Genomic DNA, 26315 nt, shown 5'->3' on the forward strand with positions numbered 1-26315 from the left:
CCGCCTATTTGCTTGGCTCGATTCTCATAATGCCGTCCGCCGAGAGTACGGTTTTCACCGGCAACAGCGCGGGCAAGGCATTGAGCAGGGCGTCCGGGTCATTCACATCCAGGTTGCCCGAAACCTTGAGTTGCGCCACGGCCTTGCTCACCTGCAACGACGCCTGTGGACGGTACAGGCTCAGTTCGTCGATCAGGCTGGCCAGCTCGCGATTGCGAAACGACAAGTGCCCGCTGCGCCAATCGGCGACCTCTTCGGCGCTGAGGCTTTGCGGTTGCACGATGCCTTTGGCGTAGTTGTATGAGGCCCGTTGCTGGGCGCCGAGCAGGGTGACGGGGCTTTTGCCATTGGGCGCGAAAGCGACCTGGCCATGGGCAACGCTGACCACCAATTGCTGCTGCCCTCGGCGCACATCGAAAGCCGTGCCCACCACCCGTACGCTCGACTCGCCGGCTTGCACGTAGAGGGGGCGTTCCTTGTCGGCGGCCACTTCGAGGTACAGCTGACCTTTGTCCAGGTGCAGCACCCGTAGATGGGCGCTGAAGTCCACGCGGATATGGGTGTTGGCATTCACATACAAGGTACTGCCATCCGGCAGATTCAACGTGCGCATGCCCTTGGCCTGGGTGGCAACCTGGCTGTGATACAGCTCGCGCGGTGCGCCGATAGAGGTCGCCAACACGGCGCACACCAAGGCAGCGGCCACCGCCAGGGCAGGGCGCCACAAGGCGGGCTTGCGCTTGGGCAGTGCCAGCGGTTTGTTCAGTTGTTGCAACTGGGCGAGGTCGGCCCATAACTGTTCGAATTCGGCATAGGCGCGCCCATGGTCGGGCACCGCCTGCCAGGCGGCAAAGGCTTTACGGTCGGCGCGGCTTACTTCGTTGCGGTTGCGTGCAAACCAACTGGCGGCCTGGGCATCGATGGAATCGCTCGCTTGGCTGTCCAGCGCGTTTGTGTCGCTCGGGCGGTTCATTCTGGCTGCTCCGTGCCGGTGTCGGGTTGAAGGCGTCGCTTGCAGTGCAGCAGGGCAAAGGCGATGTGCTTTTCCACCATGCTGGTGGAGATGCCCATGCGCGTTGCGATCTGCGCCTGGCTCAAGCCTTCGAAGCGGTGCAGCATAAGGGCTTCTCGCCGGCGGGGCGAGAGTTCGGCGAGGACTTCTTTCAACTGTTCCAGGCGTTGCAGGCGAAGGGCGGCGGCCATAGGGTCGTTGTGCTCGTCGGTGACCGGCTCGGCATCCATTTCGGCGTGATCAGGGTGGACGGTTTGCCGTACCTTCTGTTTACGCCAGTGATCGCGCAGCAGGTTGCGTGCCATCTGGAACAGAAACGCCCGTGGCTGCTCGACCTTGGCCCGGTCGCGGTAGCCCAGCCATTGGGTAAACACATCCTGGGCCATGTCTGCCGCATCGCTGGCGTTGTCCGTGCGTTTGCGCAGGAAATACAGAATGTCTGCATAAAACCCGCGACAGGCATCGGCCGACGACGGGTCGGGCTGGGGACGAGACATGGATATCCTTCTTGACGAAGCACGATGTGGAAAAGTTGCGAATGATATCGAGAATTATTGTCATTTGTCTCCGGCTAAATAGATCTCCCGTGTTTGGCTGGAAAAAATTGAGGCATGGCCTTTAATCCTACAAGTTTGGGAGCGATATCCCACTCAAAGGAGAAAGTCATGGCTGGATGGTATGAGTTGAGTAAAAGCAGTAACGGGCAGTTTCGTTTCGTGCTTAAGGCGGCGAACGCAGAAACCATATTGACCAGCGAGCTTTACACCACCCGCGGTGCTACTGAAGCCGGCATTGCTTCAGTGCAGGCAAACAGCCCACATGATGAACGTTATGAGAAAAAAGTGGCCAGCAACGGCCAGCCGTTCTTCAACCTCAAGGCTGCCAATCATCAAGTGATCGGCAGCAGTGAGCAGTACACCTCTACAGCCGCACGAGACAATGGCATTGCCAGCGTCAAGACCAATGGTTCCAGTGTCACTATCAAGGACAAGACCTGACGGTTGTGCAAGAAGGCCTACGCCCGGCTCGCGAGAGCCGGGCGTTTTTTATACCGATGACAGCAACGCTTTGAGCTGTCCGATCCCTGCTTCGCCCAACGGGAACACCGGCAAGCGCGGATGACCCACCTCCAACCCGGTCAAGCGCAACCCGGCCTTGATCGTCGCCGGCAGCCCGCCTTTGAGGATGAATTGCAGCAAGGGCAACTGTCGGTAGAACAGCTCCCGCGCCTTGTTCAAATCATCGGCCAGTACGGCCTGATACAAGCTCAGGTTCAGTTGCGGGATCAGGTTCGGCGCCGCGGTGCACCAGCCTTTGGCGCCAGCCGCGAAGGCTTCCAGCGCCAGCGGGTTGCAACCGTTGTAGAACGGCACGTCACTTTGCAGTTTCAACTGGTGCATGCGCTGGATGTCGCCAGTGCTCTCCTTGACCATCGTCACGTTCTCGACCTGCTTGAGGATGCGCAGGATCAGCTCCACCGACATGTCGGTGCCGCTGGTGGCCGGGTTGTTGTAGAGCATGATCGGCACGCCGATGCTGTCGCCGATGGCGGCGTAGTGAGCGAGGATTTCCGCGTCACTGAGTTTCCAGTACGAGGCCGGCAGCACCATGACCACATCGGCGCCGTGCTCTTCGGCGTAGCGGGCGCGGCGCACGGCCTTGGCGGTGGTCAGGTCGGACACGCTGACAATGGTCGGCACGCGCTTGGCGACTTTCTTGATGCTGTAGGCGCTGACTTCATCCCACTCGGCATCGCTCAGGTAAGCGCCTTCGCCCGTGCTGCCCAAGGGCGCAATGGCGTGGACGCCGCTGTTGATCAAGCGGTCGATGGAGTGCCCGAGGGCGTCGAGGTCAACGCGGTGGCCGTCGGCACTGAAGGGGGTGATGGTGTAGCCGATAATGCCGTGAATGGTTGGGTTGGACATGGGAAAAACTCCGGTCGAAAAGGGGGACAATCAGTTCAGGCAGTCGGCGTGCTTGCGCAGGTTTTGCCGGGCGTAGTAGTTGAACGCGGCGCCGTGGCGTTTGGGCTTGGAGATCCAGTCATGGGCCTCGCGCCCCAGCTCCGGCAGGATCGGTTTGACGCTGCCCGCAGACATCGCCAGCAACTGCAACTTGGCAGCCCGTTCGATCAGTTGCGCAATCACGCAGGCTTCTTCGATGTTGGCCCCGGTGGACAACTGCCCGTGGTGCGAGAGCAGGATGGCGCGCTTGTCGCCCAGGGCCGTGGTGATGATTTCCCCTTCTTCGTTGCCCACCGGCACGCCGGGCCAGGCCTCCAGGAACGCGCAATCTTCGTACAGCGGGCAAAGGTCCATGTGCGACACCTGCAACGGCACTTCCAGCATCGACAGCGCGGCAATGTGCGTAGGGTGCGTGTGGATGATGCAGTTTACATCCGGGCGGCCGCGGTACACCCAGGTGTGAAAACGGTTGGCGGGGTTGGGAATGCCATGGCCTTCCAGTACTTCGAGGTCTTCGTTGACCAGCAGCAGGTTGCTGGCGGTAATTTCATCAAAACCCAGGCCCAGTTGCTGGGTGTAGTAGGTGCCGGGCGTCGGCCCACGTGCGGTGATCTGCCCGGCCAGGCCGGAGTCGTGGCCGTACTCGAACAGGATTCGGCAGGTCAGCGCCAGCTTTTGCCGGTCGGTCCACGTATTATCTGCCAGGCTGTTTTGCATCTGGCTCAGTGCTTGCTTGACCAGTTGGTCTTTTGGGAGTGCTAATGTCTTGGCCATATCGGTGTCCTTTGGATGGTTCAATGGACGTCGGATTTGCTGGTCGCCCGCTGCTCGCAAGGTCGTTGGGTGAGTGCAAATGACACTAAAGATGCTATATGACACTTTGTGTCATTGGCAAGCCTGTCTCATCGCTTTCTGCATGGATTAACCGCTGCAAATGTCTATCCGCTTGAAAATATTAAGAAAAAAACTTGGCGTAACCCTGGAGGCCCTGGCCGAAAAATCCGGGATGACCAAGAGTTACCTGTCGAAAGTCGAGCGCGGGCTCAATACGCCCTCCATCGCCGCGGCATTGAAACTGGCCAAGGCTCTGAACGTGAAGGTCGAAGAGCTGTTCAGCGAAGACAACGTCAGCCTCGACAGCTACAGCCTGGTGCGCAGCCATGAGCGGCCCGACACCTCGCCGGGTTATGCGGTGCTTGCCCACCAAGTCAGCGAGCGCAGCCTGCTGCCGTTCATCATTTATCCGCCGGCGGAGTTCACCGACAAGACCTTCAAGGAGCACTTGGGAGAGGAGTTTTTATTCGTGCATGAAGGCCAGGTTGAGGTGGATTTCATGAGTGAGCGCGTGCTGTTGGCGCGCGGCGATGCACTGCATTTCAACGCGCAGAAACCCCACCGGATTCGCTCGGTGGGAGAGGTGCAGGCGCAGTTGCTAGTGGTGGTGCACAGCGCTGAGGAATGAGGCTGATCCCGACTTGAAATGCAGTCAATGTGGGAGCTGGCTTGCCTGCGATAGCGGTTTATCGGTGCCCGATCTGTCGCTGACCCACCGCCATCGCAGGCAAGCCAGCTCCCACATTTTGCTCAGCGTTCCACAGGGACGGACAATGCCGGATTACCCAGTGGGTGCGTACGCGCTGTAAAGAACCTCAGTTCCACAGCAGAGCCCTCGAACAACTCCAGATACCGCCGCTTCTGTTGGCGAATAAACCCATCGCTGCGCCCCGACACCGAGATCGCCAGGGTGTTGATGCTGGCCTGGCCGATAGCATCCACCAGGTGTTTATCCTGCGGCCCCAAGTCATGGCCGAAGATGCACAGCGCGCCTTCATGGCTCAACAGCTGTTCATAACAGAACGACAGATAATCCGAACTGCGGATACTTTTGAGTTTCTCCTCCACCTTGCCTTCACTGACAAACAGCGGCACATCGTCGAGGGTCTTGATCGTGTTGTTGATGGCAAAACTGCTGAGCAGGGTGCTGTCGGTGGACGGCAATTTGCGCGCCGTGCCGTCGAGGTTGCGCACCAGGTGCAGGCCGCCGTGCAGGTACAGGATGCGGGTGGCGTCGGTGTGCGTATTGCGCAGGTCGAAGCTTGAGTCGGCGCTGCGAAACAGGTCGTCAATGCCCGGTGCGTGCAGGGTCGCCCAATAGTTGAGCAAGTCGTAGTTACTGGTGAAGACGGTGGCGTAGGTGGTCAGCTCCGCGTTGATCGTCGTCAGCGTCGACGGCTGCACCAGGCGCCAGGGAATGTGCACGGTATGAATGGTGTTGATCAGCGCTTCCTTGATCGCGTAGTAACGGTTACGCGGCGCCGCCGAGCTGACCGCCAGGGCCTTGTTGACCCGGCTGGTGGTTTTCAAGGCGCCCAGCGCTTGCTCGAAACTGCGGGTCTGCAAGGCGTCGAACACGCTGAGTTCGGAGGCGCTCAGGGGTTTTTCTTCGACGGTACGGGCGTTTTCGAACAGCGAGTCGTAGGCAAAGTCTTCCCAAATCGTACGGCTGGCGCCGTTACCGATCAGTATCCCGCTGAAGTCGACGGCAGCGCGCAGGGCACTCCAGTCTTCAAGGTGGGCGTCAATATCCTGGAAATCCTTCATTGCGGCGGGTCTACTCGAAATCGGCTGGGGGGTGACTTTATCACGAGCCGGCATTGATCCTGATCAAGATGCGCCACGCGGTACAGGTTGATTCTGTCGGCATAAAGCCTTTGAGGATTGATCATGAGCAGCACGTTCTTCATCCCCGCCGTCAACATCATGGGTATCGATTGCCTCGACGAAGCGATGACCGCCATCCGCAACTACGGCTTTGACAAGGCGTTGATTGTGACCGACGTGGGCCTGGCCAAAGCCGGTGTGGCCGGCATGATCGCCGAGAAGCTGGCGATGCAGGATATCGACTCGGTGATCTACGACGGCGCCAAGCCCAACCCCAGCGTGGAAAACGTCGAAAAAGGCCTGGCGTTGCTGCAACAGAGCGCCTGCGATTTCGTCGTGTCCCTGGGTGGCGGTTCGCCCCATGACTGCGCCAAGGGCATTGCCCTGTGCGCCACCAACGGCGGGCGCATCGGCGACTATGAAGGCGTCGACCGATCGAGCAAGCCGCAACTGCCGCTGGTGGCCATCAATACCACCGCTGGCACGGCCAGCGAGATGACGCGTTTTTGCATCATCACTGACGAAAGCCGCCACGTAAAAATGGCCATCGTTGATCGCAATGTCACGCCGTTGCTGTCGGTCAACGACCCGGCGCTGATGGTCGGCATGCCCCAGGGCCTCACTGCCGCCACGGGCATGGATGCGCTGACCCACGCCATCGAAGCCTATGTGTCCACCGCCGCGACACCGATCACCGACGCCTGCGCGATCAAGGCCATCGAGTTGATCAGCGCCAACCTGCGCCTGGCGGTCCGCGACGGCACTGACAAGGCCGCACGGGAAAACATGGCCTATGCGCAGTTTCTCGCCGGCATGGCCTTCAACAATGCGTCCCTGGGTTTCGTGCATGCCATGGCTCACCAATTGGGCGGCTTGTACGACCTGCCCCACGGCGTGTGCAACGCCGTGCTATTGCCCCATGTACAAAGCTTCAACGCCAGCGTCTGCGCCAAACGCCTGAGCGACGTGGGCCGCGCCCTTGGTGCGGATATCAAGGGCATCACCGCCGAGGAGGGCGCCCAGGCTGCCATCGCGGCGATTCGTCGGTTGTCCCAGGACGTGGAAATCCCTGCGGGCTTGCGTGAGCTTGGCGCTAAGTTGCAGGACATTCCATTGCTGGCCAGCAATGCGTTGAAAGATGCCTGCGGGCTGACCAACCCACGGCGGGCGGACCAGCGTCAGATTGAGGAGATCTTTCGTAGCGCGTTTTGATCCGAGCTGCAGCGGGCAAGGCATACGCATGTGCCGCCCGCCAACGCCACACACAACACCGCCAGCGGCCACGCCTGCTGGCTCACCAGTAGGCTTGCCGCACCGCCGATCATGGCTGCCATCAACTGATGCACAAAACCGCCGAGGGCCATGGCGTAGGGGCCGCTGATGGGGGCCTCATCATTGGCGAGAGATAAACTGATAGGGTAACTGATCGACTGCCCCAGCACCGCCACGCAATAGGGCAACCACAGCAGCACCGCGAGCCCACTGGCAAGCACGCTGCCTAGCAACATGGTCGCCGTACCGAGCAGTACCAATGCAACGCCTGCACGCATCATTCTCAAGCGACCTGTGCGTGCAACGAAGCGATTGACCATTAACGCACCTGCCAGGTAAGCCCCACTGATCGGCCAACCCAGCCAGCCGTATTCCATTGCGCTCCACTGAAAACCTCCCTGAAAAATCAACGGTGCGCAGGTATTGAATGCAATGATCACCCCATAGCCCAAACCGCCGGCCAGTGCGGCGTGCAGAAAGGGAGGATGTCGCGCAATCGCGTTGTAAACACGCCAAGCGCGGACCGGGGAGCCAGCTTTTGCTTGCGTCGCAAATACCACCCGCTGCAACACCCCTATCAAAGCGACAGCCCCGATTGCCAACGTATAGAAAATTGCCTTCCAGCCAAACGCCATTTGCAATAACGAACCCACGAATTGGCCAATACCCAAGGCGACCACGAAGGTCATCCCTAGCCACGATAGTCCTTTGGCCAACTGTGCACCGCTGAAGTTGTCGCGCACTAATACCCGTGCCATGACGGACATCCCACCAGCCCCCAAGCCTTGAAGCAGGCGTAAGGCTAGAAATGACTCAACATTGAACGCTGATGGGATCGTCGCACTCGCCAGGGCATACACCGCCAAGGCTGCAAGTAACACCGGTTTTCTGCCAAGTCGCTCAGCCAGACTACCCCACAGCAGCATTGGCAAGGCCATGCCCACCAGATACACCGCTAGAGCCAGAGCAACATGCTTTTCGACGGCTAAAGCTTGCGCGATTGCTGGGACTGCGGGCAGATAGCTGCTGATACCAGCTTGAGCGAGGAAGGCAGCACTACAGGCGAGGAGGAGAGCGATATTGCTTTTCAATAAAAATCGTCCTATATCCTAAGTAAGGAAGAAACTGCTAGTTCGGCATCGTTTACACAGTTTTTAATCCGTTTCAGTAATCGTGGCCATTAATGAACGTCCCCATTAGGTAGCTTCTGACTGGGAGTGCAAGCTGGTGCTGGTTTTTGAGGCCGTGGTTAGTTGGGTTAGCTGTGCGCAAAACGACTCTATCGTTGTAGGGGACATATCTGCTCGGAGCGTTATGCGTACGGCTGATTTTCCTTTTGGCACTACCGGAAAAAATACAGCAGATGTAAAAAAGCCAATGTCCGAAAGTCGGGTGGCGAGCTCATTCGCTTTTTCAGCTTCTCCACAGTTAATTAAGCGTATGGCAGTCTGGGTGCCGTGCTGCTCTGTATATATTAATTTGTCAAATAGTTGAATGTTAAATTGAAGTTTTTCTTGAAGCTCGTATAGCTCTTCAGTCTGGTGTATTTTTAGCGACGCCAGCCCAGCGCCAATAGCCGCTGAGTTCAGACTTTGCGACCAGTTGCTCGGGCCACCATAACGGTACATCAGACTTTTTTGTCGTTCGCTGCCAAACATGATCAACCCGCCGCTAGCACCGAAAGACTTTCCTAAGGACGCGACTATTAATGTCTGATCGTCTTGCGCATGCATAAATGGCCGGATGTAACCACGTCCTCCCTCTCCGAATGCCGACAGCGCATGCGAGTCGTCCATATAGAGAAATAGCCCATAACGAGCTTTTAAGTAAAGTAAACCGTCAACGTCCGCAACGCCGCAGGGTTTTGGCCTCCCTTATTCCCTGCATCGCACCTTCTATTATGGCCGGGTGGTGATCGAGCCCAAGGTATGAGGTTGTGCAGAAGTGATGGAAGTCGCGCCCATATTGATCTGTCAGGTAATTATTGCTTTTGACGGTGACATTGAGCTCGCATATTCGCCCGCTCTTTGCCGAGTGCCAGTCCGTTTCGGCCAATGCTATGAGTTTTTTGTAATTTGAGAATTTGTGTGTGAGTGATGAGTTTTCCATTTCTCTAGCGTCCTTTGGGGGGGGGCTGGAAAACACTATCGGGAAAATTTTGATTCGATAAGTCAGACGATTCCCAGGCACGATAGTCCGGATGGAGTATTTCGTGTAGGTCCATTCCTGCTTTTAGGATGGCACAGTAATGTCATTCGATAGCTGCATACAATGTCCTGGTGTGTCAATGGACCTGAAGGGGGGTGATATCATGCGATTTAATGGGGGTGTGCGTCAGTAAATTGGGTAAGGTGCCGGCGTGCAGGGCGGATGTGCCGGTAGCCTTCAAGAGGCTCGTCTATCGACTCGCCAAGTCAGTGGGATGAAGGAATATTTGATGAGAGTTCTGTTATTCGGCGCCACCGGCATGGTGGGCCAGGGTGTGCTGCGCGAGTGCCTGCTGGCGGCCGATGTGCAGGAAGTGGTAGCCGTCGGCCGCACGCCCCTGACTCAGGAGCACGGCAAGCTGCATCAGGTATTGCACAACGACATGCTGGATTTCCAACCCCTGGAAAACCTGCTGCAGGGTTTTGATGCCTGTTTCTTTTGCCTCGGCGTTTCGTCGGCGGGCATGAAGGAAGCGCGCTACACCCACCTCACCTATGACCTGACCCTGGTGGCGGCCAGCACCCTGGCGCGGCTCAATCCGCAGATGACCTTTATCTATGTGTCCGGCGCCGGCACGGACAGTTCCGAAGCCGGCAAGTCGATGTGGGCGCGGGTCAAGGGCAAGACCGAAAATGCCTTGCTGCGCTTGCCGTTCAAGGCGGTGTATCTGTTCCGCCCGGGGATCATCCAGCCGTTGCACGGTGTGCGTTCGAAGACGCCGTTGTACCAATCCTTCTATAGCGTGCTCGGGCCGGTGCTTTCGTTTGTGCGGCGACTGAAACCGGATTGGGTGGTGAGCACCGAGACCGTCGGCCGTGCGATGTTGCAGGCGGCCAGCCAAGGCGCGCCGCAGCCCGTGGTGGAGCAGGCGCAGATCAATCGCCTTGCGGCTGAGCGCCGCTGAACTGAATCAGCGCAACGCCGCTGATCAGCAGTAGCGCGCCCAACACCCGGGAGGTTGTCAACTGACGTTCCACCAGGCCGAACAGGCCGAAATGGTCCAGCAGCAATGACGCGAGAACCTGCCCGGCCATGGCCAGCGCAATGAAGCCCGATGCGCCGAGCTTGGGCAGCAGCATCAACGCCAATGAAATAAAACACACGCCAAAGGCACCGCCGGCCCACATCCACAACGGTGCCTTGCTGATAAAGGCCAGGCTCGGCAGGGGTAAACGCAGCGCCACAATCACCGGCAGCAGCACGATGATGCTCACCAGTAACGAAGCCAGGGTGGCCCACAAGGGATGGCCGAGGCCGCGCCCGAGGTTGGCGTTGATCGCACTCTGAAACGGCACCACCGCGCCGGCGAACACCGCCAGCGCTAACAAACCTACCCAATGCAACACAGTCATCTCGGCGCTCCCAAAGGTTTTGCTGGACTCTAGGGTATTCGTCGCGCAAATTTAAATTCCGAATTATTATGCCGAGCATGCAGCTGATGAATGATCTGCGTCGCATCGACCTGAACCTGCTGGTGATCCTCGACGCTTTGCTCAGCGAGCAACACGTCACCCGCGCCGCCGAGCGCCTGCACCTGAGCCAGCCGGCGGTCAGCCATGCGTTGGCGCGGCTGCGCGATATGCTGGGCGACCCGCTGCTGATGCGTCAGGGCGGCACATTGGTGCCAACCGCCCGAGCCATGGAATTGGCGGCGCCATTGACCGAAGCCCTGGCCCAGGTGCAGGCCTTACTGGCGCCGAATCGTTTTGACCCCACTTCTGCCAAGCGCCGCTTTCGTGTGGCGATGTCGGACTACAGCGCGGCGATATTCCTGCCCGGCCTGGTTCGCCTCCTACGCCATGAAGCGCCCGGTATCGACTTGCAGGTCATCCAGGCTAGCCGCGAAGGCATGGTTGAGGGTGTACTCAATGGCGATCTCGACCTGGCTGCGGGCGTATTCCCCGACATGCCCGCCGAAATGCGGACTACGCCGCTGTTCGAGGAGCATTACACCTGCCTGGTCGACCGCGATAGCCTGGCGCCCGCCGGGGTGCTGGACCTGCCGGCCTATCTGTCGCGCCCCCATGTACTGTTGGAGATGCGCGGCAGCGGCACGCCGGAAATCGAACGGGCGCTGACGGCCATTCGTGAACGCCGCCATGTAGCCATAAGCCTGCCGCACTGGGGTGTGGCGCCGCAGTTGATCCAGGGTACGGACCTGATTCTGACGGTGTCGTCCCGGGGTTTGATAAATATTGACGCTCGGCAATTGCTGGCCGTGCCACCGCCGTTTCATATTCCGTCGTTTGCCTTTGAGCTGGCCTGGCATACGCGGCGGGGTGGGGATGTGGGGTTGCAGTGGTTGATTGGCAGGCTGGTGGGTGTATTGTCCGCAGACCCACGATAACGCGAGAACACCTAGATGCTCAGCGGTTTCAACCATCTGACCCTGGCCGTCACCGATGTGCCGCGCAGCGTCAGTTTCTATCACGATCTGCTGCGCCTGCAGCTCGACGCAACCTGGGACAACGGTGCCTACCTCTCACTGCCTGGGCTTTGGCTGTGCCTGTCGCTGGACCCGTTGCGCTCGACTGCTCCGGCGGTGGATTACACCCACTATGCCTTCACTGTCGATGCTGCTGATTTCACTCCCTTGGTCGAACACCTGCGTGCTGCCGGGGTACAGGAATGGCGAGACAACCGCAGCGAAGGCGCATCGTTTTATTTTCTCGATCCCGACGGCCATAAGCTGGAGGTTCATGTCGGCGATCTGGCCTCGCGGCTGCAAGCCTGTCGCGCCCAGCCCTATGCTGGAATGAAGTTTTACCCACCGCGCTGAAACATGCAGAATCAATCACCTTTTAGCGTCTGTCGGAGCGTCTATCCATGACCCCATCCTTGCTGCTCGCCGTGCTGGCTTCGGGTTTTATCTACGGCATTACCCCAGGCCCCGGTGTCCTGGCCGTATTCGGCATCGGTGCGGCTCGTGGCCGGCGTGCCGGGGCAGGATTCTTGTGCGGTCATTTGCTCGGCGATGTGGTGTGGTGCAGCACGGCGCTGATAGCCATCGTCGGTGCGCGGGAAGTCGGCAGCAGTGCCTTTGATGTGCTCGGCGTACTCAGCGGGGTGTATTTATTCTGGCTCGGCTGGCGTGCGATCCGCACCCAGCGGCGCAATAGCGATGCCCCTCAGGGCGCGGCGCGCCATCCGTTCTGGCACGGTATTGTGTTTGGCTTGACCAACCCCAAGGCCTACCCGGTCGCCGTGGCGACGTTCACCGCGTTACTGTCCAGCCGAGCCGAGTTGTTGACTTGGTCGATGTTGCCGACGTTGATTCTGCTGAGCTTTATCGGTGGCTTGCTGGCCTACGCGATCCTGATCGGCGTGGTGGGTGCCCAACGGGTGCGCACGCTGTATCAACGCCATGAAATCCTGATCACCAAGCTCTGCGGCGTGATGTTTATCGGCTTCGCCCTCAATGCCCTGGCGCACGCATTGCCGGGCCTGTTCGGCAGCAAAGCGGCCTGAGGCGACGACGACCGTTCGTCGCACAGGTAAGTTTTTTCTAAACCTTTACCGCCGTGAAAATTCGAATTCAGGGCGGGTTGTATGCTCCCGCGCCTATTTTTGCCCTGGAGGAACCCATCATGAGCCGCATGGCTACCCGGTTACGCACCGCCAGTTTCGCGATGCTGCTGGGCCTCGGCGCCAGCAGTGCTTTCGCCCAGTCGCCTGCAGAATTCATCGAGCAGGCTTCGGCCAAAGGCATGGCCGATATCGAAACCAGCCGCATGGCCCACGCCAAGACCTCGTCCCAGGAAATCAAGGACTACACCATTGAGGTTATCAACGAGCGCACGCTGGCCAACCAGCACTTGGCGGCGATCGCCAAGAAGCTTGATTTGCCAGTGGCCCCACGGGAGAAGATCGTTGATAAGGCCGAAACCCTGATGCCTGAACTCAAGGACGGCGATTCGTTTGACGCTGCCTATACCGCGCAGCAGGTCAAGGAGAACGAAGACGCCATCGCCCTGTTCAAGAAAGAAGGCGCTGCGTCGGATGTGCCAGAGATAAAGGCACTGGTGGATGAGACGCTACCCAAGCTTGAAGAGCGCCTGCAAAAAGCCAGGGCCCTGGCCTCGACCTACGGTAAGGGCCATCAAGGCGACGGTTGAGGCGACTACTGGAAATGAAAAAACGGCGGTTGGAGAGGATCCAACCGCCGTTTTCATATCAACAGGACTGTGGGTTTTTCTGCCGTGCTTTTAGGAGCGAGCCTACGGTATCTCAAGGCGGCGAGCGCAAGACTGGGTTTTTACCTGGATAACCCCTATGACCGCATATGCCACCTGCGACCTGCGCACACTTTATCACCTGACCGAAGATCACTATTTTTCTGCCACCTGCGGCCTGCATCGCCGTTATAGCGCGGCTATCAACGCTTATTTCGTTGACGTATGTTCTGGCCTGTATGACTTGTTATTTATTCGCGTGGGCAGCGCTCCATTGGGCGAAGCTTTTGCTGCCCCGTTGGGCTTGATCCATGGTTCCGTCCTTGCAATACGCATTGTGGTTCATGAGGAAAAGGTCGCTGAGCTACGCGAGGCGCTCTGCGCAATCGGTTTCCAGCCTGCTGAACAGACAACCGCGATGGTTCTCGAGCTGTCGCGTTTTATTCCAAGGATGAGCGAGGGGACTCTACAGGTCTGCCTGACGCGGGATTTGAACGAATGGGCGGGTCCAGTTGGCAGCGCATATTCGATGCTTCCCGAGGTCGTTGTGAACTATCAGGCACGGCACCAGAGGGCGCTTGATGCGGGTGAGGCCCTTTACCACTTCACCCTGTCCGCCGAGGGGCGTGTGAGCTGTTCGTTGACGTTGTCACTGTGTGAAGGCGAGGCCCGTCTGAATGATGTCGGCACGCTCAAGGGCTTTCGTGGAAGAGGCTATGCCACTTGCCTGATTCAAGCTGCCCTGCTTCACGCCTCGAGCCTGGGGGCTCACCGATGTTTTCTCGAGGCCTCGACGGAGGCCATCTCGCTGTATCAACAGTTGGGCTTTGCACGTTTGTTCGAGTATCAGGCTTTCACTCGCGGAGCGCTCGCTGACCGGTAATCAAAAAGCCATTTTTGCCTGGCTGCGATCCTCAAGCGTCAGTAGATACTGCTTGGCCTCAAGCCCTCCGGCAAACCCGGTCAGCCCGCCCGAAGCCCCCACCACTCGGTGGCATGGCGCAATGATCGAGATCGGGTTGCGCCCATTCGCGGCCCCGACTGCGCGCACGGCTTTGGGGTTGCCGATCTGCTCGGCGATCTGGCTGTAGCTGCGGGTTTCGCCGAAGGGAATGGTCAGCAGTGCCTGCCAGACCTGCTTCTGGAAGTCAGTGCCGGCGAAATCCAGCTCCAGTTCGAACTGGTTACGCGTTCCGGCAAAGTATTCCTTCAATTGGCGTTCGGTTTCTCGCAGCACCGGGCTGTCGTTGGCCTCAATCAATTCACCCAGGCGTACGCGATTGGCGCGTTCTACTTCCCAGAGGATGGCGCTGAGTTTGCCATCGCGCGCCACCAGGGTGAGTTCACCGACAGGGGAAGGCATGAGCTTGTACTGGTAGGTCATGAGCTGTTTCCTTGAAGGGCGTTGAGGGGGGACGACGCCACTGTAGTTCCACCAAGGGGTTAGGGAACTACGTTTCTTGCGGTCAAATTCTTCGCCCCATTAGAAATTCCAGTAAACCCAGTTGGAATAATAGGGGTACCCGTAGAGCCAGGCGATAATGTAAAGGGCCTTGAGTACTGACGCGGTACCTAACATGAACATAGAAATGACGTTGAGCAGGGTGACAAACAAAGCGAACACAGCCACGCGTGGGGTTGCGTGACGCCAGGCAAACCTCACGCCATACGCTGACGCGGCAATCACTCCTAACTCCAGCAAAAATCTAAGGGGGAAGGGGAAGGGCAGCCGTACAAACGAGATCAGCAGCGGCAAAACCAACACCCAGCCGACTACTTGGCGCAGGATGATGTTGGGTGTGGTTTTTTGGGTGTCCAGCATTGCCATATTCCGAACTCTGGGCCGATGAGCCTACATTATCGCGCGGTGTTGCCGGCCTTGCCGTAAGACTTTGCTTAGGCGTACCTACCGCTCCTGCTGCAATACCTGGAGCGCTGCGGATGCCAGAAAAGAAATCCCGAGCAGCTTTTTTTCCTGTGGATGATTCAACACAAGGTGCTTCACACCCTCAGGCTCGACTGCCGAGGACCAGATGGGCGCTGCAGAACAAATTTCAGACATAAAAAAACCGGTCACCAAGGACCGGTTTTTTGTGCATCCTGCGTCAGAACCTTCCTGACGCCAGCGCAAATCTGAGTGGAGCGGGTAGAGGGAATCGAACCCTCGTCGGAAGCTTGGGAAGCTACTGTTCTACCATTAAACTATACCCGCTCAGAACGGCTGACTTTGTACCAGATGTTCGGCTGGATTTGAAGTTTTTCTTTGAAAAATGTGAGAGTTGCGTGTGGCGAGGGAGCATGCTCGCCACAGTGTCAGGCTTGATCTCAAAGCGCCCACGCATGTTGCGCCTGGCCCTGGCTATACCGCAACGGGCTGGCGGGCCGCTGCCCTTTCAAGAAGCCCACCACGGCCTCACGGCTATCGCGGCACGCGGCTTTATGTTCCATGTCCAGGAAATGCCCCGTTGCCTGGATGGTGCTGAAGCAGCTCTTGGCCACATGCTGGCCAAACAGCTTGGCGTCGTCTGCGCTGGTGTATTCGTCCCACTCGCCGTTCAAGAACAGCACCGGAATGTCGATTTGCCTGGCCGCCTTGAAGTAGCACTGCCGGTCGCTGTTGAGCACGTGGCTGATGTGGAAGTGCATTTGCCCGTATTCGTGTGCGGCCAGGCTGCTGACATGGCGGTAATTGAAGCGTTTGAACAGCGAAGGCAGATGCTTGCCAATGGTGCTGTTGACCAAGTGGCCGACACGGTCGCGGTCGAGGTTGCCCAGGTAGTCGACGCCTCGTTCGAGGTAGTCGCGCATCGGCGCATTGATTACCGGCGAGAAGGAGCTGATCACGGCTTTTTCTATCCTACGGGGCCGGTGTGCAAGGGCGACCAACGTGGCGGCGCCGCCCCAGGAGAAGGACAGCACATGTTCAGCGGCGAAGTGGTCGAGCAGTTCCAGGAGGATCTGGCCTTCGACTTCCTTGGTGAGCATCTGCTCATGACGGTTATGGATTTTGGAACGGCCAGCGTAGGGCTGGTCGTACAACACCACATTGAATTGCGGGTACAGGCTTTTGACTGTTTGAGCGAAGGACGCCGTGGTCGCCATGGAGCCGTTGACCAGGACGATGGTCTTTGCCGCCGCGTCCGCGCGATAGAACTCCGTGTAAACCCGATACTGACCCTGTATATCCAGCACAGCGATTTCTGGCCTCATGTCGTAAGACTCCTGGCAAGCGGGTAGTGCGCGCAAATCACTTTGCACGTGCTTTATGACAGGTAGGCATACGCCTGGAAAATGAAGGCTCACGTCGGTCCGATGACGGCTGGCCGGCGGGTGTTGTTATGGCGGGCGGTTTGCCGGGAGGGCCCGACGATCAAGCACGGGCGCGGCAGGTGTTTCTTGGAGGTTATAGGGCGACTCATCAGTCATCATCTGGCTGAAGCCTTGATTCAAGCAGCACCGAAGGCAGGTCGCAAGGTAAGCGGTTGGTTTTTTGCCATCACCGGCTGAACGGTCGTCAGATTAGTCGGATCTCGTCGTCAGTCAGTGGCCGATACTGACCCGGCGCAAGCGAGGTATCCAGCACCAAGGGGCCCATTCGCTCGCGGTGCAGGCCGATTACCTTGTTATCAAAATGCCCGAACATGCGCTTCACCTGGTGATAGCGGCCTTCGACGATGCTCAACCGGGCCGTTCTTGGGCCCAGCCGTTCAAGTTTGGCAGGTTGGGTAGTGAGATCTTCAAAGGCGAAATACACCCCTGCCGCGAACTTCATCGCATACTGCGGGCCTATGTCCTGTTCGGTTTGCACGTGGTACACCTTGGGCAACTTGGTCTGTGGTTGCGTGAGGCGCCGTGACCATTGGCCATCGTTGGTGATCAGCATCAGGCCGGTGGTGTTGAAATCCAGGCGCCCGGCGATATGCAGGTCGGCTTTGTCCGGTTCGTGCAGCAGGTCCAGGACCGTGGAGTGTTGCGGGTCCGACGTGGCGCTGACGCAGCCCTGGGGTTTGTGCAGCATGAAATAGCGTGCCGGCTTGCCCGCTTGCAGAATTTCACCGTCAACGCAGACCTGGCTGAACTCACGTACGTCATGGTGCGGATCGCTGACTGCAACACCCTCGACGGTCACCCGGCGCTCCACCAGCAACAAGCGCACTTGTTTACGATTGAACTGTGGCAAGTTGCTTAGGAAGCGATCAACGCGCATGGCGGTTACGCAACTGTTCGTCCACTTGGGCGCAGCGTGGGCACAGGCAGGCTTTATTGCGCACCTCATCCGGCAGGGCTTCAAGCACCGCCGGGTCGATGATGACGCTGTAGCACCAGCAGGCTTGATCGGCCGTGCGCGGATCGGCCAGGGAGCAGTCGTTGCGGGCACCGCAGGCGGGGCATAGGGTCGGTGTGGTCATGGGTCGGTTCAGGCAGGCATCGGGTAGGACAGCGGTAGTTGTTGCACGATACAGCGCGGCTGGGCGGCATTCCATCATCATGGGTTTTTGACAGACCTTCACTTCGTCTGAAACAGATGTTTCCACTTGTGTCGCGAACGCACCAGATTCGGTTTTTGATGTCAGATGTTTCGTCATTCAGTGAAAGCTGAATGCCGCTCGCCAGCGTCGCTGGAGGAGCTCTTCCGCGGTCCAGGAGGCCGCCATGTATCGACGACTGCTGCTCATCGCTTTGCTCGGCCTGACCCTTTCAGCCTGCGTGCCCTATTACGATGGAGGCGCCACCTACTATCGCTCCGAGGTCTACACCGCGCCGGCGCCAGCCTATTACTACGGCGGCCCGCGTTATTACCCTTCTGGGCGCAGCTATTACGCGCCAGCGCCTCGCTACTATGCGCCACAGCCTCGCTACTATTCGGCGCCGCGCTACTACCAACCAGCCCCGCGCTATTACCCTCGCGCCGGCTACCGACCCTACCCCAACCAGGGGTGGGGCGACCGCTGGGGTAATGGCGGGCGTGGACGCGGTTCCGACCACGGAGGTGGTCGCGGCGGTCACCGTTAAATATCTTGAAAAACAAGCGGCGCATCATGCGCCGTTTTTTATAGGTACCGTATGTCCGTACTGTCAGATTTAACAGCTATCTTTGAGGCGCTAGCTGTACTTCACTAACGAGAAGCCTTGTGCTTTTGCGTGGTGAGACTGAGCAGATGGAATCCCTATGTTCAAACAATTGATTTGCGTGCTCCTGCTGATGAGCTGCTTCATTGCATCGGCAAGTGCGGAGCAAGGCTGTCCTTATCCGTCGCAGATCGTGTACGCCGATGGCCATTATCGCGCCCAAGACAACGGCCTGCGCTGGCAAAGTCCGAAGGTCGCGTCGCGTGGTGTTGTCGACGGGTTCATTGGCGCAGTCTTCATGCCGGGCGACGGCGAGGAGAGAGGAAACGGCTACATGGACAAGTGCATCTACCGCACCAACTGGAGCGGGGTAGTAGTAGCGTTGAGGCCAAGCAGGGGCAATGAGATTATCAACATGTCGTTGACCAGCTCCTTGTATTGGAAGCTGCAGCCCGATGCGTTCGAGTTGCCGGTGTATACGTGCGTGGACAGCCAACCGGACAATTGCAAGTTCAAGGTCAACGACAAACGTACAGACCTGTCAGTAGTCAGATAAATCTGCCAGAGGATTTCTACCTTCCCAGGCCTTGTCAAAGTGCGCCTGCACCACCGCTTCCGGGAGTGTGTTGATATCCGGCCAGTGCCAATGAGGCGCCTGGTCTTTGTCGATCAGGCGCGCCCGCACCCCTTCGGCAAATTCCGGATGACGGCAGCAGTTGAGGCTCAGGGTGTATTCCATCTGGAACACCTGGGCCAGGGATAGGTGGCGGGCGCGCTGGAGCTGTTCCCACACCAGATGCGCCGTCAGTGGGCAGCCCTCACTCAGGGTTTTGCCGGCCCGGCTCAATAGCGGGTCGCTGTGGTCGCGCAGCAGGTTCAAGGCGCGCCAGGCACAGCGTACATCTCCTACATCCAGCCATTCGTCGATCTGTGTGCGGCGTGGTAGCCATTGCGCGTCGGGTTGATCGCTGATCGCCTCCTGCGCCAGGGCCTTGAGCAAGCTGTTGAGTTGCATCGCGCTCTGTTCCTGCCAGTTCAGCTGCAGCAGGCCATCGAGCAATTCGTCTTGCTGGTCATCACGCAGAAAACGGTCTGCCAGGCCCAAGTCCAGCGCGTCGCGACCGTTGATATGGGCGCCGGTGAGGCCCAGGAACAGGCCGAGCTTACCCGGCAAGCGGGACAAGAACCAACTGGCCCCCACATCCGGGTACAAGCCAATGCTGATCTCGGGCATGGCCAGACGACTGCTTGGCGTAACGATACGCACGGCGGCGCTTTGCAACAGGCCCATGCCACCGCCCAAGACATAACCGTGGCCCCAGCAGATCAACGGCTTTGGGAAGGTGTGCAGGCGGTAGTCAAGACGATATTCAGCGGCAAAAAACTGCGCGGCCAGAGCCGGAACTTCGCCGGGCTGCTCACGGCAAGCCTGAGCCAGGCTGCGCACTTCGCCACCGGCGCAAAAGGCTTTGGGGCCGTTACCGCGTAGCAGCACGCAGACGATCTGCGGGTCTTTGGCCCAGGCCTCCATGCGCTCATCCAGGGCCAGAATCATTGGCAGGGAGAGGGCGTTAAGGGACTTTGGCGCGTCCAGGCTGGCGATACCGATGCGAGCGCCGCCACTGCCGGTCAGTTCTTCGAAATGCAGGTTCATCGTGACCTCAATCGAGAAGGTGAAGGATGAGTATGATCCCTTCGTGGGAAAGTGCCGGTGCTGTGTCAGATCAATTGACAAGCGGGGTCGGCTTTCCTAGGGTTCGCCTCATTCTTTTTTACAAGACAATTCAACTATGACCGATGGCGACCGTATCAAACTCGAACCCAGCTGGAAACACGCTCTGCGTGAGGAGTTCGAGAAGCCTTACATGGGGCAATTGCGCGAGTTTCTGCGCCAGGAACATGCCGCAGGCAAAGAGATCTACCCGCCCGGCCCATTGATTTTCAACGCACTCAATTCAACACCGCTGGACAAGGTCAAGGTCGTGATCCTCGGCCAGGACCCCTACCACGGCCCTGGCCAGGCCCATGGCCTGTGTTTCTCGGTGCAACCGGGCGTGCCGGCGCCGCCGTCGCTGGTCAATATCTATAAAGAGCTCAAGCGCGACCTGAACATCGACATCCCCAACCACGGCTACCTGCAAAGCTGGGCCGACCAGGGCGTGCTGATGCTCAACACCACCATGACCGTGGAGCGCGCCAACGCCAACGCCCATGCGGGCAAGGGTTGGCAGTTCTTTACCGATCGGATTATCGAGGTAGTCAGCGAGCATCAGCCGCACCTGGTGTTCCTGCTGTGGGGCGCCCATGCTCAAAGCAAGCAGAAGCTCATCGACGCCACCAAGCATCTGGTGCTGACCTCGGTGCATCCTTCGCCGTTGTCGGCGTATCGCGGGTTTCTGGGCTGCGGGCATTTCAGCCGGGCCAACAAGTTTCTCGAGCAGAATGGCGAGGCCCCCATCGAGTGGCGTTTGCCACCCGTCTGAGGCCTGGCACATTCAACATGTGGGAGGTTTTAGAGGGGGGCGGGCTGACGGTTCCAGTGCCGAAACAAAGGCTCGGCCAAGAACAGCACGAACAACAAGCGCATCACCTGCATCGCCGTCACCAAGGGCACCGACAGCTGCAGGGTTTCAGCTGTCAGGCTCATCTCAGCGATACCGCCTGGCATCATGCCCAGGGTCAGTGATCGCAGGTCGAGGTGAGTGAGGGCGCTCAAGCCCACCGCCGCTAACGTCGCCAGCAGCATGGTCAATGCCGTGCCAATCAAAGTGCGGCCCATGAATGAGGGCGCGCGACGGAAGAACTGCCGATTGAAGTGGCAGCCCAACCCGCTGCCGATCAACCATTGGCCGATCTGGCTGCCGCCGTCGGGCAGGCCAATGTGTAAATCCCAGGTCACACTGGCAATCGCACTCACCAACAATGGCCCGAACAGCCAAGGGTTGGGTTGGCGCAAGCGTTGCCAGCCCCAGGCAACCAGCGCACCCACCGGAAACAGCAGGGCCAGCCACGCCCAGTCCACCGGCGCCGGGTGAAACTGCGGTGCGCCGCCTCCGAGCAAATACTTGAAGATCGCCGGCACACACAACACCACCACCAGCACACGCAAACTCTGCCCGGCCGCAACCCGGCTGAGCACCGCGCCGTTGCGAGCGCCCAGGTTGACCATCTCCCCGGAACCGCCCGGCATGCTGGAGAAAAACGCCGTGGCGCGGTCTTCCCCGCTGCGGCGCATCAACCACACGCCGACCACACTCGACAAGCTGGTGACCAGTGCACCGAAGAAGATCAGGCCGAAGTGGCTCATCACCTGCTCGATCACCAGTGGGGTGAAGTGCAGGCCAATGCCGATGCCCACCACCCATTGGCCGCATTTGCGCCCGCCGGGAATCTCCGCCAACTGCCAGGGCGTGAGGCAACGCACCAGGATAATCGCCAGCAACGAGCCGACCATGTACGGCAACGGCCAGCCCACCAGGCTGGCCAGGTAACCGCCGGCCAGGCCGACCAGCGGTGTTCCCCACCAATGTTTAAAGGTGACCTCAGACATCGGCCAGGGCACGACGCTGTTGCACGCGTTTACGCCAGATACGCAGCAGCGGTACAAGCAGCATGATTGCGGTCAGCACCCAGACGCCAAAGGTGATCGGGCTCGACCACAGGATTTCCAGCGCACCGTTGGAGATCGACAGCGCACGGCGCAGGTTCTGCTCCATCAAACCGCCGAGGATAAAGCCCAGCAGCAGCGGCGACAGCGGGAAGTCCAGCTTGCGCAGGATGTAGCCGAAGATGCCGATGGCGATCATCAGGAACAGATCGAAGGTGGTGGCATGCACGGCGTACACGCCAATCGCGGTGATGATGGCGATCACCGGCACCAGCGCCCAGTTCGGCACGGCGAGGATACGGGTGAAGATGCGGATCATCGGGATGTTGAGCACGACCAGCATGATGTTGGCGATGAACAACGAGGCGATCAGGCCCCAGACAATGTCCGGTTGCTGTTGGAACAGCAGTGGGCCGGGAGTGATGTTGTACAGCGACAGGGCGCCGATCATCACCGCTGTGGTGCCGGAGCCAGGAACGCCGAGGGTCAGCATCGGCACCATGGCGCCGCAGACCGATGCGCCAATGGCGGTTTCAGGGGCGGCCAGGCCGCGCATGTCGCCTTGGCCGAACTTGCCGCTGGCGCCTGCGATGCGTTTCTCGGTCATGTAGGCAACGGCCGAGGCCATGGTCGCACCCGCACCCGGCAATACGCCGATGATAAAACCCGATACGCCGCAACGAAGGTTCACGGTCAGTACCGATAAGGCTTCCTTGACGTTGAACATCATGCGCCCGGTGGCTTTCACTGCTTCCTGGCCACGGTGGGTTTTTTCCAGCAGCAGGAGAATCTCGCTGATGGAGAACAGGCCGAGTACCAACACCACGAACTGGATGCCATCGGTCAGGTGAATATTGTCGCCGGTAAAGCGGTACACACCGCTGTTGGCGTCGATGCCCACGCAGGAAAGGAACAAGCCGATCAGCGCCGCAACAAAAGTCTTCAGTGGTTTGTCACCGGCCATGCCGCCCAGGCAGACAATCGCAAACACCATTAAAACAAAATATTCCGCCGGGCCGAACGCAATTGCCCACTTGGCCAGCAGCGGGGCGAACAGCACCATGCCGCAGGTGGCGATAAACGCGCCGATGAACGAACTCCACGCCGACAACGACAGTGCCACGCCAGCCAGGCCTTTGCGGGCCATCGGGTAGCCGTCGAGGGTGGTCATCACGGTGGAGGCTTCGCCCGGGATGTTCAGCAGAATCGAGCTGATGCGGCCGCCGTATTCACAACCCAGGTACACGGCTGCCAGCAGGATCAGCGCCGACTCGGGCGGCAAGCCCAGGGCAAAGGCGATGGGGATCAACAGTGCCACGCCGTTGATCGGGCCCAGGCCCGGCAACAGGCCGACCACGGTGCCAATCAGGGTGCCGCACAACGCGGTCACCAGGTTATAGGGGCTCAGCGCAACGCCGAAACCCTGGCCCAAATAGCCAAAAGTATCCATGTCAGTTCTCCAGAACGTCGAGCAGGCCGAGGGGCAACGGTACGTCCATGGTTTTATCGAACAGCAGATAAAGACCGACGCTCATCAAGGTGATGATCACCACGCTGGGCAACCAGCGGCCGCCGTACAGCCGTGCCATCGGAATACCGATCAGCATGCTGCTGAGAATGAAACCCAAGGATTCGAATGTGCCGGCAAACACCAGCAGCAGGGCCACACAGATGCCGATCTTGATCAACGTGGGTTGATCCAGCGCGGGTTCATCGTCGGTGTGTTTGGTCGCCTGCGGGCGAATCATCATGTAGATGAGCGCCAGGCCCATCAGCCCGAGCAGCAGCAGGGGAAAGGCCCTGGGCCCTACAGGTTCGTAGGAAAAGGCCGCCTGATACGGCCAGGCCATGAGCGCCAGGCCGATACAGGCCAGTAACAGCGCGGCAGCGAAAATGCGTTGTAAGAGCATAGAAAACTCCAAGGCCCCTGTAGGAGCGAGCAAGCTCGCTCCTACAGGGGCATTACACAAAAAAAGGAGCGATTACTGGATCAGGCCGAACTCTTTGGCCAGCACTTTGTAGTCAGCCACCTGTTTCTTCACGTAGGTGTCCAGCTCCTGGCCCGTCATGGCGAACGGGAACAGCTCGCGCTGGTCACGCAGCTTGGCGAACTCCTCGGAAGCCAGCAGTTTGTCGAAGGCGTCTTTCCACCAGGCGTAGTCGGCATCGCTGACCTTTGGCCCCAGGTAGAAGCCACGCACCACCGGCCAGACGATGTCGTAGCCTTGCTCTTTGGCGGTCGGGATGTCCTTCATTTCCGGCTCATCCAGGCGTTGCTCGGAGAACACCGCCAGCAGGCGCATATCGCCGCTCTGGATATGCGGCATGGAGTCGGAGATGTCGGTACTGCCCACCTGGATGTGCCCGCCCAGCAGAGCCGTAGCGATTTCACCGCCACCCTCAAGGGCGACGTAACGCAGTTCGCGCGGGTTGATTCCGGCGGCCTTGGCGATCAGCGCGGTTTGCATCCAGTCTTGGCTGCCGACGGTGCCGCCGGAGCCGATCACCACGCTGCCTGGGTCTTTCTTCAGGGCTTTAACCAGGTCATCGAGGGTCTTGTAGGGCGAGTCGCTTTTCACCGCGATGGCGCCATAGCTGGTGCCCACTGCCGCCAACCAGCGCACAGCGCTTTCATCAAAACGGCCGAACTTGCCCTGGGCCAGGTTCAGCAACGAACCGCTCGACCAGGCGACCAACGTGCCGGCATCTGCAGGGCGCTGGGCGACGACCGCGTTGTAGGCCACCGCGCCCACGCCGCCTGGCATGTAGGTCACACGCATCGGCTTGGTCAGCAGCTTCTGGTTCACCAGCGCGCTTTGCGCCAGTTTGCAGGTCAGGTCAAAACCGCCGCCAGGGGAGGCCGGGGCGATGCATTCCGGACGCTTGGGTTCGTCGGCGGCCAGCAGTTGGCCGGCGAACAGCATGCAGCCGGCGGCGAGGGCAAATTTACGCAGTGAAGGGGTCATGGCGATCTCCATCGTTGTTGTTATGAGGGGTACTACCAAAGTGCGACGCTATAGCTGACCAGCAAGCGCATTTCATCCGCATCACGGGCCGAGTAGTTGGAACGATAGGTGGCGTTACGCAGGCGCACGGCCACATCTTTGAACGTGCCGCTTTGCACCACGTACTTGATCTCGCTGTTGCGTTCCCACTCCTTGCCGGTCTCGCCGTTCTTGAGCTTGATGTTGTCACCCGAGAGGTAACGGCTCATGAAACTCAAGCCAGGAATGCCCAGCTTGGCGAAGTCGTAGTCGTAACGTGCCTGCCAGGAGCGTTCTTCAGCGCCGGCAAAATCGTTGATCTGCACGAAGTTGACCAGGTACGGGTCGCTGCCATCCACATATGGGAAGGCGCTGTCGCCGGACATGTGCTGGTAGCCGGCGCTGAGCTTATGGCCATTGAGGGCATAGCTGAACAGGCCGTTGAGGGACTTGTTGTCGATATTGCCGCCGCGGGCCGAGCCGGTGTCATCGCTGATGGCCAGCCGCAGGTCGGCGGCGAAAGTGCCAGGGCCCATCGGGCGTGATGCGACCATGCCGAAGAAGTGTTGGCGATACACGTCGTCGAGTTGGGCGAAGTGGTAGCTGCCGGTGATCTTGTCGGCGAACTTGTAGTCGACGCCACCGAAGTTGAAGTGCTTGCCGGTGGCACCGCTGAGGAAGCGGCTGTTCTTGTTATTGAGCGCGATGTCTTCGTAGTTGGTGTCGTCGCGGTCCTTGGCTTTGTCCAGGCGGCCACCGGTGAACACCAGGTTCTTGAATTCCTTGGAGGTGATCAAGCCACCGTTGAAGGTCTGCGGCAGGATGCGCCCGTCGTTGGGCTTGAGGATCGGCAGTTCGGGGATCAGCGAGCCGATTTTCAGCTCAGTCGCCGAGATTTTCACTTTGCCGGTCAGGCCCAGCTTGGCGTACTCGTTGGCGGCGCGGCCGTCATCGTGGGTCGGCAGCAGGCCGGTGCCGGTGCGGTCGGGGCTGGAGTCGAGCTTGACGCCGAGCATGCCCAGCGCATCCACGCCAAAGCCGACGGTGCCGTCGGTGTAGCCTGATTGCAGGTTGAGCATGAAGCCCTGGGCCCATTCGTCGCGCTTGGATTGCTGGGCACTGGTACCGTCGCGAAAGTCGCGATTGAAGTACATGTTGCGGGTTTCCAGGGTCGCGCTACTGTCTTCGAAGAAGGCAGCCTGGCTGAGCGGCGCAAAGCCGGCAAGGGCAGCGGCACTGGCGAGGGCGGTGTGGGTCAGACGGCAAGAGCGAACAGGCGGGCAAGCCTGTGGCTGGGTCGACAGCATCGTGGTGTACTCCGTTATTGTTCTTATTTTGGCGAAAACGCTTCGAGGCGTTTTTCGG

Annotated in this window: 30 protein-coding genes, 1 tRNA gene and 1 pseudogene; 12 read left to right on the forward strand and 20 right to left on the reverse strand. The window is 59.3% G+C overall.

Going from position 1 to position 26315, the window contains the following annotated elements; translation table 11 throughout:
• Positions 1-4: 4 nt before the first annotated feature.
• Positions 5-973 carry a FecR family protein gene (locus RHM69_RS29070; protein ID WP_200599220.1) on the reverse strand — a complete coding sequence of 323 codons (969 nt, stop codon included), beginning with the start codon at positions 971-973 and terminating at the stop codon, positions 5-7.
• On the reverse strand, positions 970-1509 hold the full coding sequence (locus tag RHM69_RS29075) for an RNA polymerase sigma factor (protein WP_056790450.1): 540 nt from the start codon (positions 1507-1509) through the stop codon (positions 970-972). The genes RHM69_RS29070 and RHM69_RS29075 overlap by 4 nt, the downstream gene beginning before the upstream one ends.
• Before the next feature lie 168 nt (positions 1510-1677).
• Between RHM69_RS29075 and RHM69_RS29080 the strand changes: the two genes are divergently transcribed.
• Positions 1678-2010 carry a YegP family protein gene (locus RHM69_RS29080; protein ID WP_014717333.1) on the forward strand — a complete coding sequence of 111 codons (333 nt, stop codon included), beginning with the start codon at positions 1678-1680 and terminating at the stop codon, positions 2008-2010.
• Positions 2011-2058: 48 nt separating this feature from the next.
• Here RHM69_RS29080 and RHM69_RS29085 read toward each other — a convergent pair whose 3' ends face one another.
• Together RHM69_RS29085 and RHM69_RS29090 are read right to left on the reverse strand one after the other, a co-directional pair.
• Positions 2059-2937, reverse strand: a complete 879-nt coding sequence (locus RHM69_RS29085; RefSeq protein ID WP_200599221.1) for a dihydrodipicolinate synthase family protein — start codon at positions 2935-2937, stop codon at positions 2059-2061.
• Positions 2938-2967: 30 nt separating this feature from the next.
• Positions 2968-3750 carry an aldolase gene (locus RHM69_RS29090; RefSeq protein WP_014717335.1) on the reverse strand — a complete coding sequence of 261 codons (783 nt, stop codon included), beginning with the start codon at positions 3748-3750 and terminating at the stop codon, positions 2968-2970.
• 160 nt (positions 3751-3910) lie between these two features.
• Here RHM69_RS29090 and RHM69_RS29095 point away from each other — a divergent pair, with 160 nt between their 5' ends.
• Positions 3911-4438, forward strand: a complete 528-nt coding sequence (locus tag RHM69_RS29095; protein WP_014717336.1) for a helix-turn-helix domain-containing protein — start codon at positions 3911-3913, stop codon at positions 4436-4438.
• 122 nt (positions 4439-4560) lie between these two features.
• Here the strand turns inward: RHM69_RS29095 and RHM69_RS29100 are convergent, their stop codons facing one another.
• On the reverse strand, positions 4561-5577 hold the full coding sequence (locus tag RHM69_RS29100; protein ID WP_014717337.1) for a DUF4917 family protein: 1017 nt from the start codon (positions 5575-5577) through the stop codon (positions 4561-4563).
• Positions 5578-5700: 123 nt separating this feature from the next.
• Here RHM69_RS29100 and yiaY point away from each other — a divergent pair, with 123 nt between their 5' ends.
• Positions 5701-6849, forward strand: a complete 1149-nt coding sequence (gene yiaY, locus RHM69_RS29105) for an L-threonine dehydrogenase (RefSeq protein WP_054917605.1) — start codon at positions 5701-5703, stop codon at positions 6847-6849.
• On the opposite strand, the gene RHM69_RS29110 is transcribed toward yiaY, so the two are convergent.
• Entirely contained in the window at positions 6816-8000 is a 1185-nt protein-coding gene (locus RHM69_RS29110; protein WP_020301016.1) for an MFS transporter, read from the reverse strand. The two genes, yiaY and RHM69_RS29110, sit on opposite strands and share 34 nt — an antisense overlap.
• Positions 8001-8105: 105 nt before the next feature.
• Positions 8106-9018 (reverse strand): annotated as a pseudogene (locus RHM69_RS29115) (aminotransferase class I/II-fold pyridoxal phosphate-dependent enzyme).
• A gap of 328 nt (positions 9019-9346) precedes the next feature.
• Between RHM69_RS29115 and RHM69_RS29120 the strand changes: the two are divergent.
• Entirely contained in the window at positions 9347-10021 is a 675-nt protein-coding gene (locus tag RHM69_RS29120) for an NAD(P)H-binding protein (protein ID WP_019818511.1), read from the forward strand.
• Here the strand turns inward: RHM69_RS29120 and RHM69_RS29125 are convergent.
• Complete coding sequence (locus tag RHM69_RS29125; RefSeq protein ID WP_014717341.1) at positions 9993-10469, reverse strand: DMT family transporter; 477 nt, start codon at positions 10467-10469, stop codon at positions 9993-9995. The genes RHM69_RS29120 and RHM69_RS29125 overlap by 29 nt on opposite strands.
• Before the next feature lie 77 nt (positions 10470-10546).
• Here RHM69_RS29125 and RHM69_RS29130 point away from each other — a divergent pair, with 77 nt between their 5' ends.
• From RHM69_RS29130 to RHM69_RS29150, 5 genes are all read left to right on the forward strand, one after another.
• Positions 10547-11464 (forward strand): LysR family transcriptional regulator, encoded by a 918-nt coding sequence (locus RHM69_RS29130; RefSeq protein ID WP_416151969.1) that lies wholly within the window; start codon positions 10547-10549, stop codon positions 11462-11464.
• A gap of 15 nt (positions 11465-11479) precedes the next feature.
• Positions 11480-11896, forward strand: a complete 417-nt coding sequence (gene fos, locus RHM69_RS29135; protein WP_019818507.1) for a fosfomycin resistance glutathione transferase — start codon at positions 11480-11482, stop codon at positions 11894-11896.
• A gap of 47 nt (positions 11897-11943) precedes the next feature.
• Positions 11944-12585, forward strand: a complete 642-nt coding sequence (locus RHM69_RS29140; protein WP_019818506.1) for a LysE family translocator — start codon at positions 11944-11946, stop codon at positions 12583-12585.
• 119 nt (positions 12586-12704) lie between these two features.
• Positions 12705-13232, forward strand: coding sequence for a DUF4142 domain-containing protein (locus tag RHM69_RS29145; RefSeq protein WP_014717345.1), 528 nt, complete (start codon positions 12705-12707; stop codon positions 13230-13232).
• Positions 13233-13389: 157 nt separating this feature from the next.
• A complete protein-coding gene (locus RHM69_RS29150; RefSeq protein ID WP_032903388.1) occupies positions 13390-14172 on the forward strand; it encodes a GNAT family N-acetyltransferase in 783 nt (260 codons plus the stop codon).
• On the opposite strand, the gene RHM69_RS29155 is transcribed toward RHM69_RS29150, so the two are convergent.
• From RHM69_RS29155 to RHM69_RS29180, 6 genes are all read right to left on the reverse strand, one after another.
• Positions 14173-14673, reverse strand: a complete 501-nt coding sequence (locus tag RHM69_RS29155; protein ID WP_014717347.1) for a methylated-DNA--[protein]-cysteine S-methyltransferase — start codon at positions 14671-14673, stop codon at positions 14173-14175. It lies immediately after the preceding gene.
• Positions 14674-14772: 99 nt separating this feature from the next.
• Positions 14773-15111 (reverse strand): hypothetical protein, encoded by a 339-nt coding sequence (locus RHM69_RS29160; protein WP_014717348.1) that lies wholly within the window; start codon positions 15109-15111, stop codon positions 14773-14775.
• A gap of 316 nt (positions 15112-15427) precedes the next feature.
• Positions 15428-15501, reverse strand: a tRNA-Gly gene (locus tag RHM69_RS29165).
• 113 nt (positions 15502-15614) lie between these two features.
• Positions 15615-16499, reverse strand: a complete 885-nt coding sequence (locus RHM69_RS29170) for an alpha/beta fold hydrolase (protein ID WP_019818504.1) — start codon at positions 16497-16499, stop codon at positions 15615-15617.
• 304 nt (positions 16500-16803) lie between these two features.
• Positions 16804-17496, reverse strand: a complete 693-nt coding sequence (locus tag RHM69_RS29175; protein ID WP_060767198.1) for a pseudouridine synthase — start codon at positions 17494-17496, stop codon at positions 16804-16806.
• Positions 17486-17698, reverse strand: a complete 213-nt coding sequence (locus RHM69_RS29180) for a cysteine-rich CWC family protein (protein WP_019818502.1) — start codon at positions 17696-17698, stop codon at positions 17486-17488. The genes RHM69_RS29175 and RHM69_RS29180 overlap by 11 nt, the downstream gene beginning before the upstream one ends.
• 244 nt (positions 17699-17942) lie before the next feature.
• On the opposite strand from RHM69_RS29180, the gene RHM69_RS29185 reads away from it, so the two are divergent.
• Together RHM69_RS29185 and RHM69_RS29190 are read left to right on the forward strand one after the other, a co-directional pair.
• Positions 17943-18302, forward strand: a complete 360-nt coding sequence (locus RHM69_RS29185) for a hypothetical protein (protein ID WP_019818497.1) — start codon at positions 17943-17945, stop codon at positions 18300-18302.
• 157 nt (positions 18303-18459) lie between these two features.
• Complete coding sequence (locus RHM69_RS29190; RefSeq protein ID WP_019818495.1) at positions 18460-18915, forward strand: DUF3757 domain-containing protein; 456 nt, start codon at positions 18460-18462, stop codon at positions 18913-18915.
• Here the strand turns inward: RHM69_RS29190 and RHM69_RS29195 are convergent.
• The gene (locus RHM69_RS29195) at positions 18901-20013 is read right to left on the reverse strand and encodes an enoyl-CoA hydratase/isomerase family protein (RefSeq protein WP_200599222.1); all 1113 of its coding nucleotides are present in this window, start codon (positions 20011-20013) and stop codon (positions 18901-18903) included. The genes RHM69_RS29190 and RHM69_RS29195 overlap by 15 nt on opposite strands.
• Before the next feature lie 136 nt (positions 20014-20149).
• Between RHM69_RS29195 and ung the strand changes: the two genes are divergently transcribed.
• The gene (ung, locus tag RHM69_RS29200; protein ID WP_014717353.1) at positions 20150-20842 is read left to right on the forward strand and encodes a uracil-DNA glycosylase; all 693 of its coding nucleotides are present in this window, start codon (positions 20150-20152) and stop codon (positions 20840-20842) included.
• A gap of 29 nt (positions 20843-20871) precedes the next feature.
• On the opposite strand, the gene RHM69_RS29205 is transcribed toward ung, so the two are convergent.
• The 5 genes from RHM69_RS29205 to RHM69_RS29225 form a co-directional block, all read right to left on the reverse strand.
• Positions 20872-21909, reverse strand: coding sequence for an AbrB family transcriptional regulator (locus tag RHM69_RS29205; RefSeq protein ID WP_014717354.1), 1038 nt, complete (start codon positions 21907-21909; stop codon positions 20872-20874).
• Complete coding sequence (locus RHM69_RS29210; protein ID WP_014717355.1) at positions 21902-23416, reverse strand: tripartite tricarboxylate transporter permease; 1515 nt, start codon at positions 23414-23416, stop codon at positions 21902-21904. Before RHM69_RS29210 ends, RHM69_RS29205 begins: the two co-directional genes overlap by 8 nt.
• Position 23417: 1 nt before the next feature.
• Positions 23418-23876 (reverse strand): tripartite tricarboxylate transporter TctB family protein, encoded by a 459-nt coding sequence (locus RHM69_RS29215; protein ID WP_019818488.1) that lies wholly within the window; start codon positions 23874-23876, stop codon positions 23418-23420.
• A 72-nt stretch (positions 23877-23948) separates the two neighbouring features.
• Positions 23949-24932 (reverse strand): Bug family tripartite tricarboxylate transporter substrate binding protein, encoded by a 984-nt coding sequence (locus RHM69_RS29220; RefSeq protein WP_014717356.1) that lies wholly within the window; start codon positions 24930-24932, stop codon positions 23949-23951.
• A gap of 32 nt (positions 24933-24964) precedes the next feature.
• Positions 24965-26257 (reverse strand): OprD family porin, encoded by a 1293-nt coding sequence (locus RHM69_RS29225; RefSeq protein ID WP_014717357.1) that lies wholly within the window; start codon positions 26255-26257, stop codon positions 24965-24967.
• Positions 26258-26315 lie beyond the last annotated feature (58 nt).

The sequence above is a fragment of the Pseudomonas sp. CCI1.1 genome (assembly GCF_034348165.1).
Classification (GTDB): Bacteria; Pseudomonadota; Gammaproteobacteria; order Pseudomonadales; family Pseudomonadaceae; genus Aquipseudomonas; species Aquipseudomonas paracarnis.

Coding starts and splice junctions, on each gene's coding strand:
- RHM69_RS29070 (WP_200599220.1), bottom strand. CDS start 973: ATGAACCGCCCGAGCGACACAAACGCGCTGGACAGCCAAGCGAGCGAT.
- RHM69_RS29075 (WP_056790450.1), bottom strand. CDS start 1,509: ATGTCTCGTCCCCAGCCCGACCCGTCGTCGGCCGATGCCTGTCGCGGG.
- RHM69_RS29080 (WP_014717333.1), top strand. CDS start 1,678: ATGGCTGGATGGTATGAGTTGAGTAAAAGCAGTAACGGGCAGTTTCGT.
- RHM69_RS29085 (WP_200599221.1), bottom strand. CDS start 2,937: ATGTCCAACCCAACCATTCACGGCATTATCGGCTACACCATCACCCCC.
- RHM69_RS29090 (WP_014717335.1), bottom strand. CDS start 3,750: ATGGCCAAGACATTAGCACTCCCAAAAGACCAACTGGTCAAGCAAGCA.
- RHM69_RS29095 (WP_014717336.1), top strand. CDS start 3,911: ATGTCTATCCGCTTGAAAATATTAAGAAAAAAACTTGGCGTAACCCTG.
- RHM69_RS29100 (WP_014717337.1), bottom strand. CDS start 5,577: ATGAAGGATTTCCAGGATATTGACGCCCACCTTGAAGACTGGAGTGCC.
- yiaY (WP_054917605.1), top strand. CDS start 5,701: ATGAGCAGCACGTTCTTCATCCCCGCCGTCAACATCATGGGTATCGAT.
- RHM69_RS29120 (WP_019818511.1), top strand. CDS start 9,347: ATGAGAGTTCTGTTATTCGGCGCCACCGGCATGGTGGGCCAGGGTGTG.
- RHM69_RS29125 (WP_014717341.1), bottom strand. CDS start 10,469: ATGACTGTGTTGCATTGGGTAGGTTTGTTAGCGCTGGCGGTGTTCGCC.
- RHM69_RS29130 (WP_416151969.1), top strand. CDS start 10,547: ATGCAGCTGATGAATGATCTGCGTCGCATCGACCTGAACCTGCTGGTG.
- fos (WP_019818507.1), top strand. CDS start 11,480: ATGCTCAGCGGTTTCAACCATCTGACCCTGGCCGTCACCGATGTGCCG.
- RHM69_RS29140 (WP_019818506.1), top strand. CDS start 11,944: ATGACCCCATCCTTGCTGCTCGCCGTGCTGGCTTCGGGTTTTATCTAC.
- RHM69_RS29145 (WP_014717345.1), top strand. CDS start 12,705: ATGAGCCGCATGGCTACCCGGTTACGCACCGCCAGTTTCGCGATGCTG.
- RHM69_RS29150 (WP_032903388.1), top strand. CDS start 13,390: ATGACCGCATATGCCACCTGCGACCTGCGCACACTTTATCACCTGACC.
- RHM69_RS29155 (WP_014717347.1), bottom strand. CDS start 14,673: ATGACCTACCAGTACAAGCTCATGCCTTCCCCTGTCGGTGAACTCACC.
- RHM69_RS29160 (WP_014717348.1), bottom strand. CDS start 15,111: ATGCTGGACACCCAAAAAACCACACCCAACATCATCCTGCGCCAAGTA.
- RHM69_RS29170 (WP_019818504.1), bottom strand. CDS start 16,499: ATGAGGCCAGAAATCGCTGTGCTGGATATACAGGGTCAGTATCGGGTT.
- RHM69_RS29175 (WP_060767198.1), bottom strand. CDS start 17,496: ATGCGCGTTGATCGCTTCCTAAGCAACTTGCCACAGTTCAATCGTAAA.
- RHM69_RS29180 (WP_019818502.1), bottom strand. CDS start 17,698: ATGACCACACCGACCCTATGCCCCGCCTGCGGTGCCCGCAACGACTGC.
- RHM69_RS29185 (WP_019818497.1), top strand. CDS start 17,943: ATGTATCGACGACTGCTGCTCATCGCTTTGCTCGGCCTGACCCTTTCA.
- RHM69_RS29190 (WP_019818495.1), top strand. CDS start 18,460: ATGTTCAAACAATTGATTTGCGTGCTCCTGCTGATGAGCTGCTTCATT.
- RHM69_RS29195 (WP_200599222.1), bottom strand. CDS start 20,013: ATGAACCTGCATTTCGAAGAACTGACCGGCAGTGGCGGCGCTCGCATC.
- ung (WP_014717353.1), top strand. CDS start 20,150: ATGACCGATGGCGACCGTATCAAACTCGAACCCAGCTGGAAACACGCT.
- RHM69_RS29205 (WP_014717354.1), bottom strand. CDS start 21,909: ATGTCTGAGGTCACCTTTAAACATTGGTGGGGAACACCGCTGGTCGGC.
- RHM69_RS29210 (WP_014717355.1), bottom strand. CDS start 23,416: ATGGATACTTTTGGCTATTTGGGCCAGGGTTTCGGCGTTGCGCTGAGC.
- RHM69_RS29215 (WP_019818488.1), bottom strand. CDS start 23,876: ATGCTCTTACAACGCATTTTCGCTGCCGCGCTGTTACTGGCCTGTATC.
- RHM69_RS29220 (WP_014717356.1), bottom strand. CDS start 24,932: ATGACCCCTTCACTGCGTAAATTTGCCCTCGCCGCCGGCTGCATGCTG.
- RHM69_RS29225 (WP_014717357.1), bottom strand. CDS start 26,257: ATGCTGTCGACCCAGCCACAGGCTTGCCCGCCTGTTCGCTCTTGCCGT.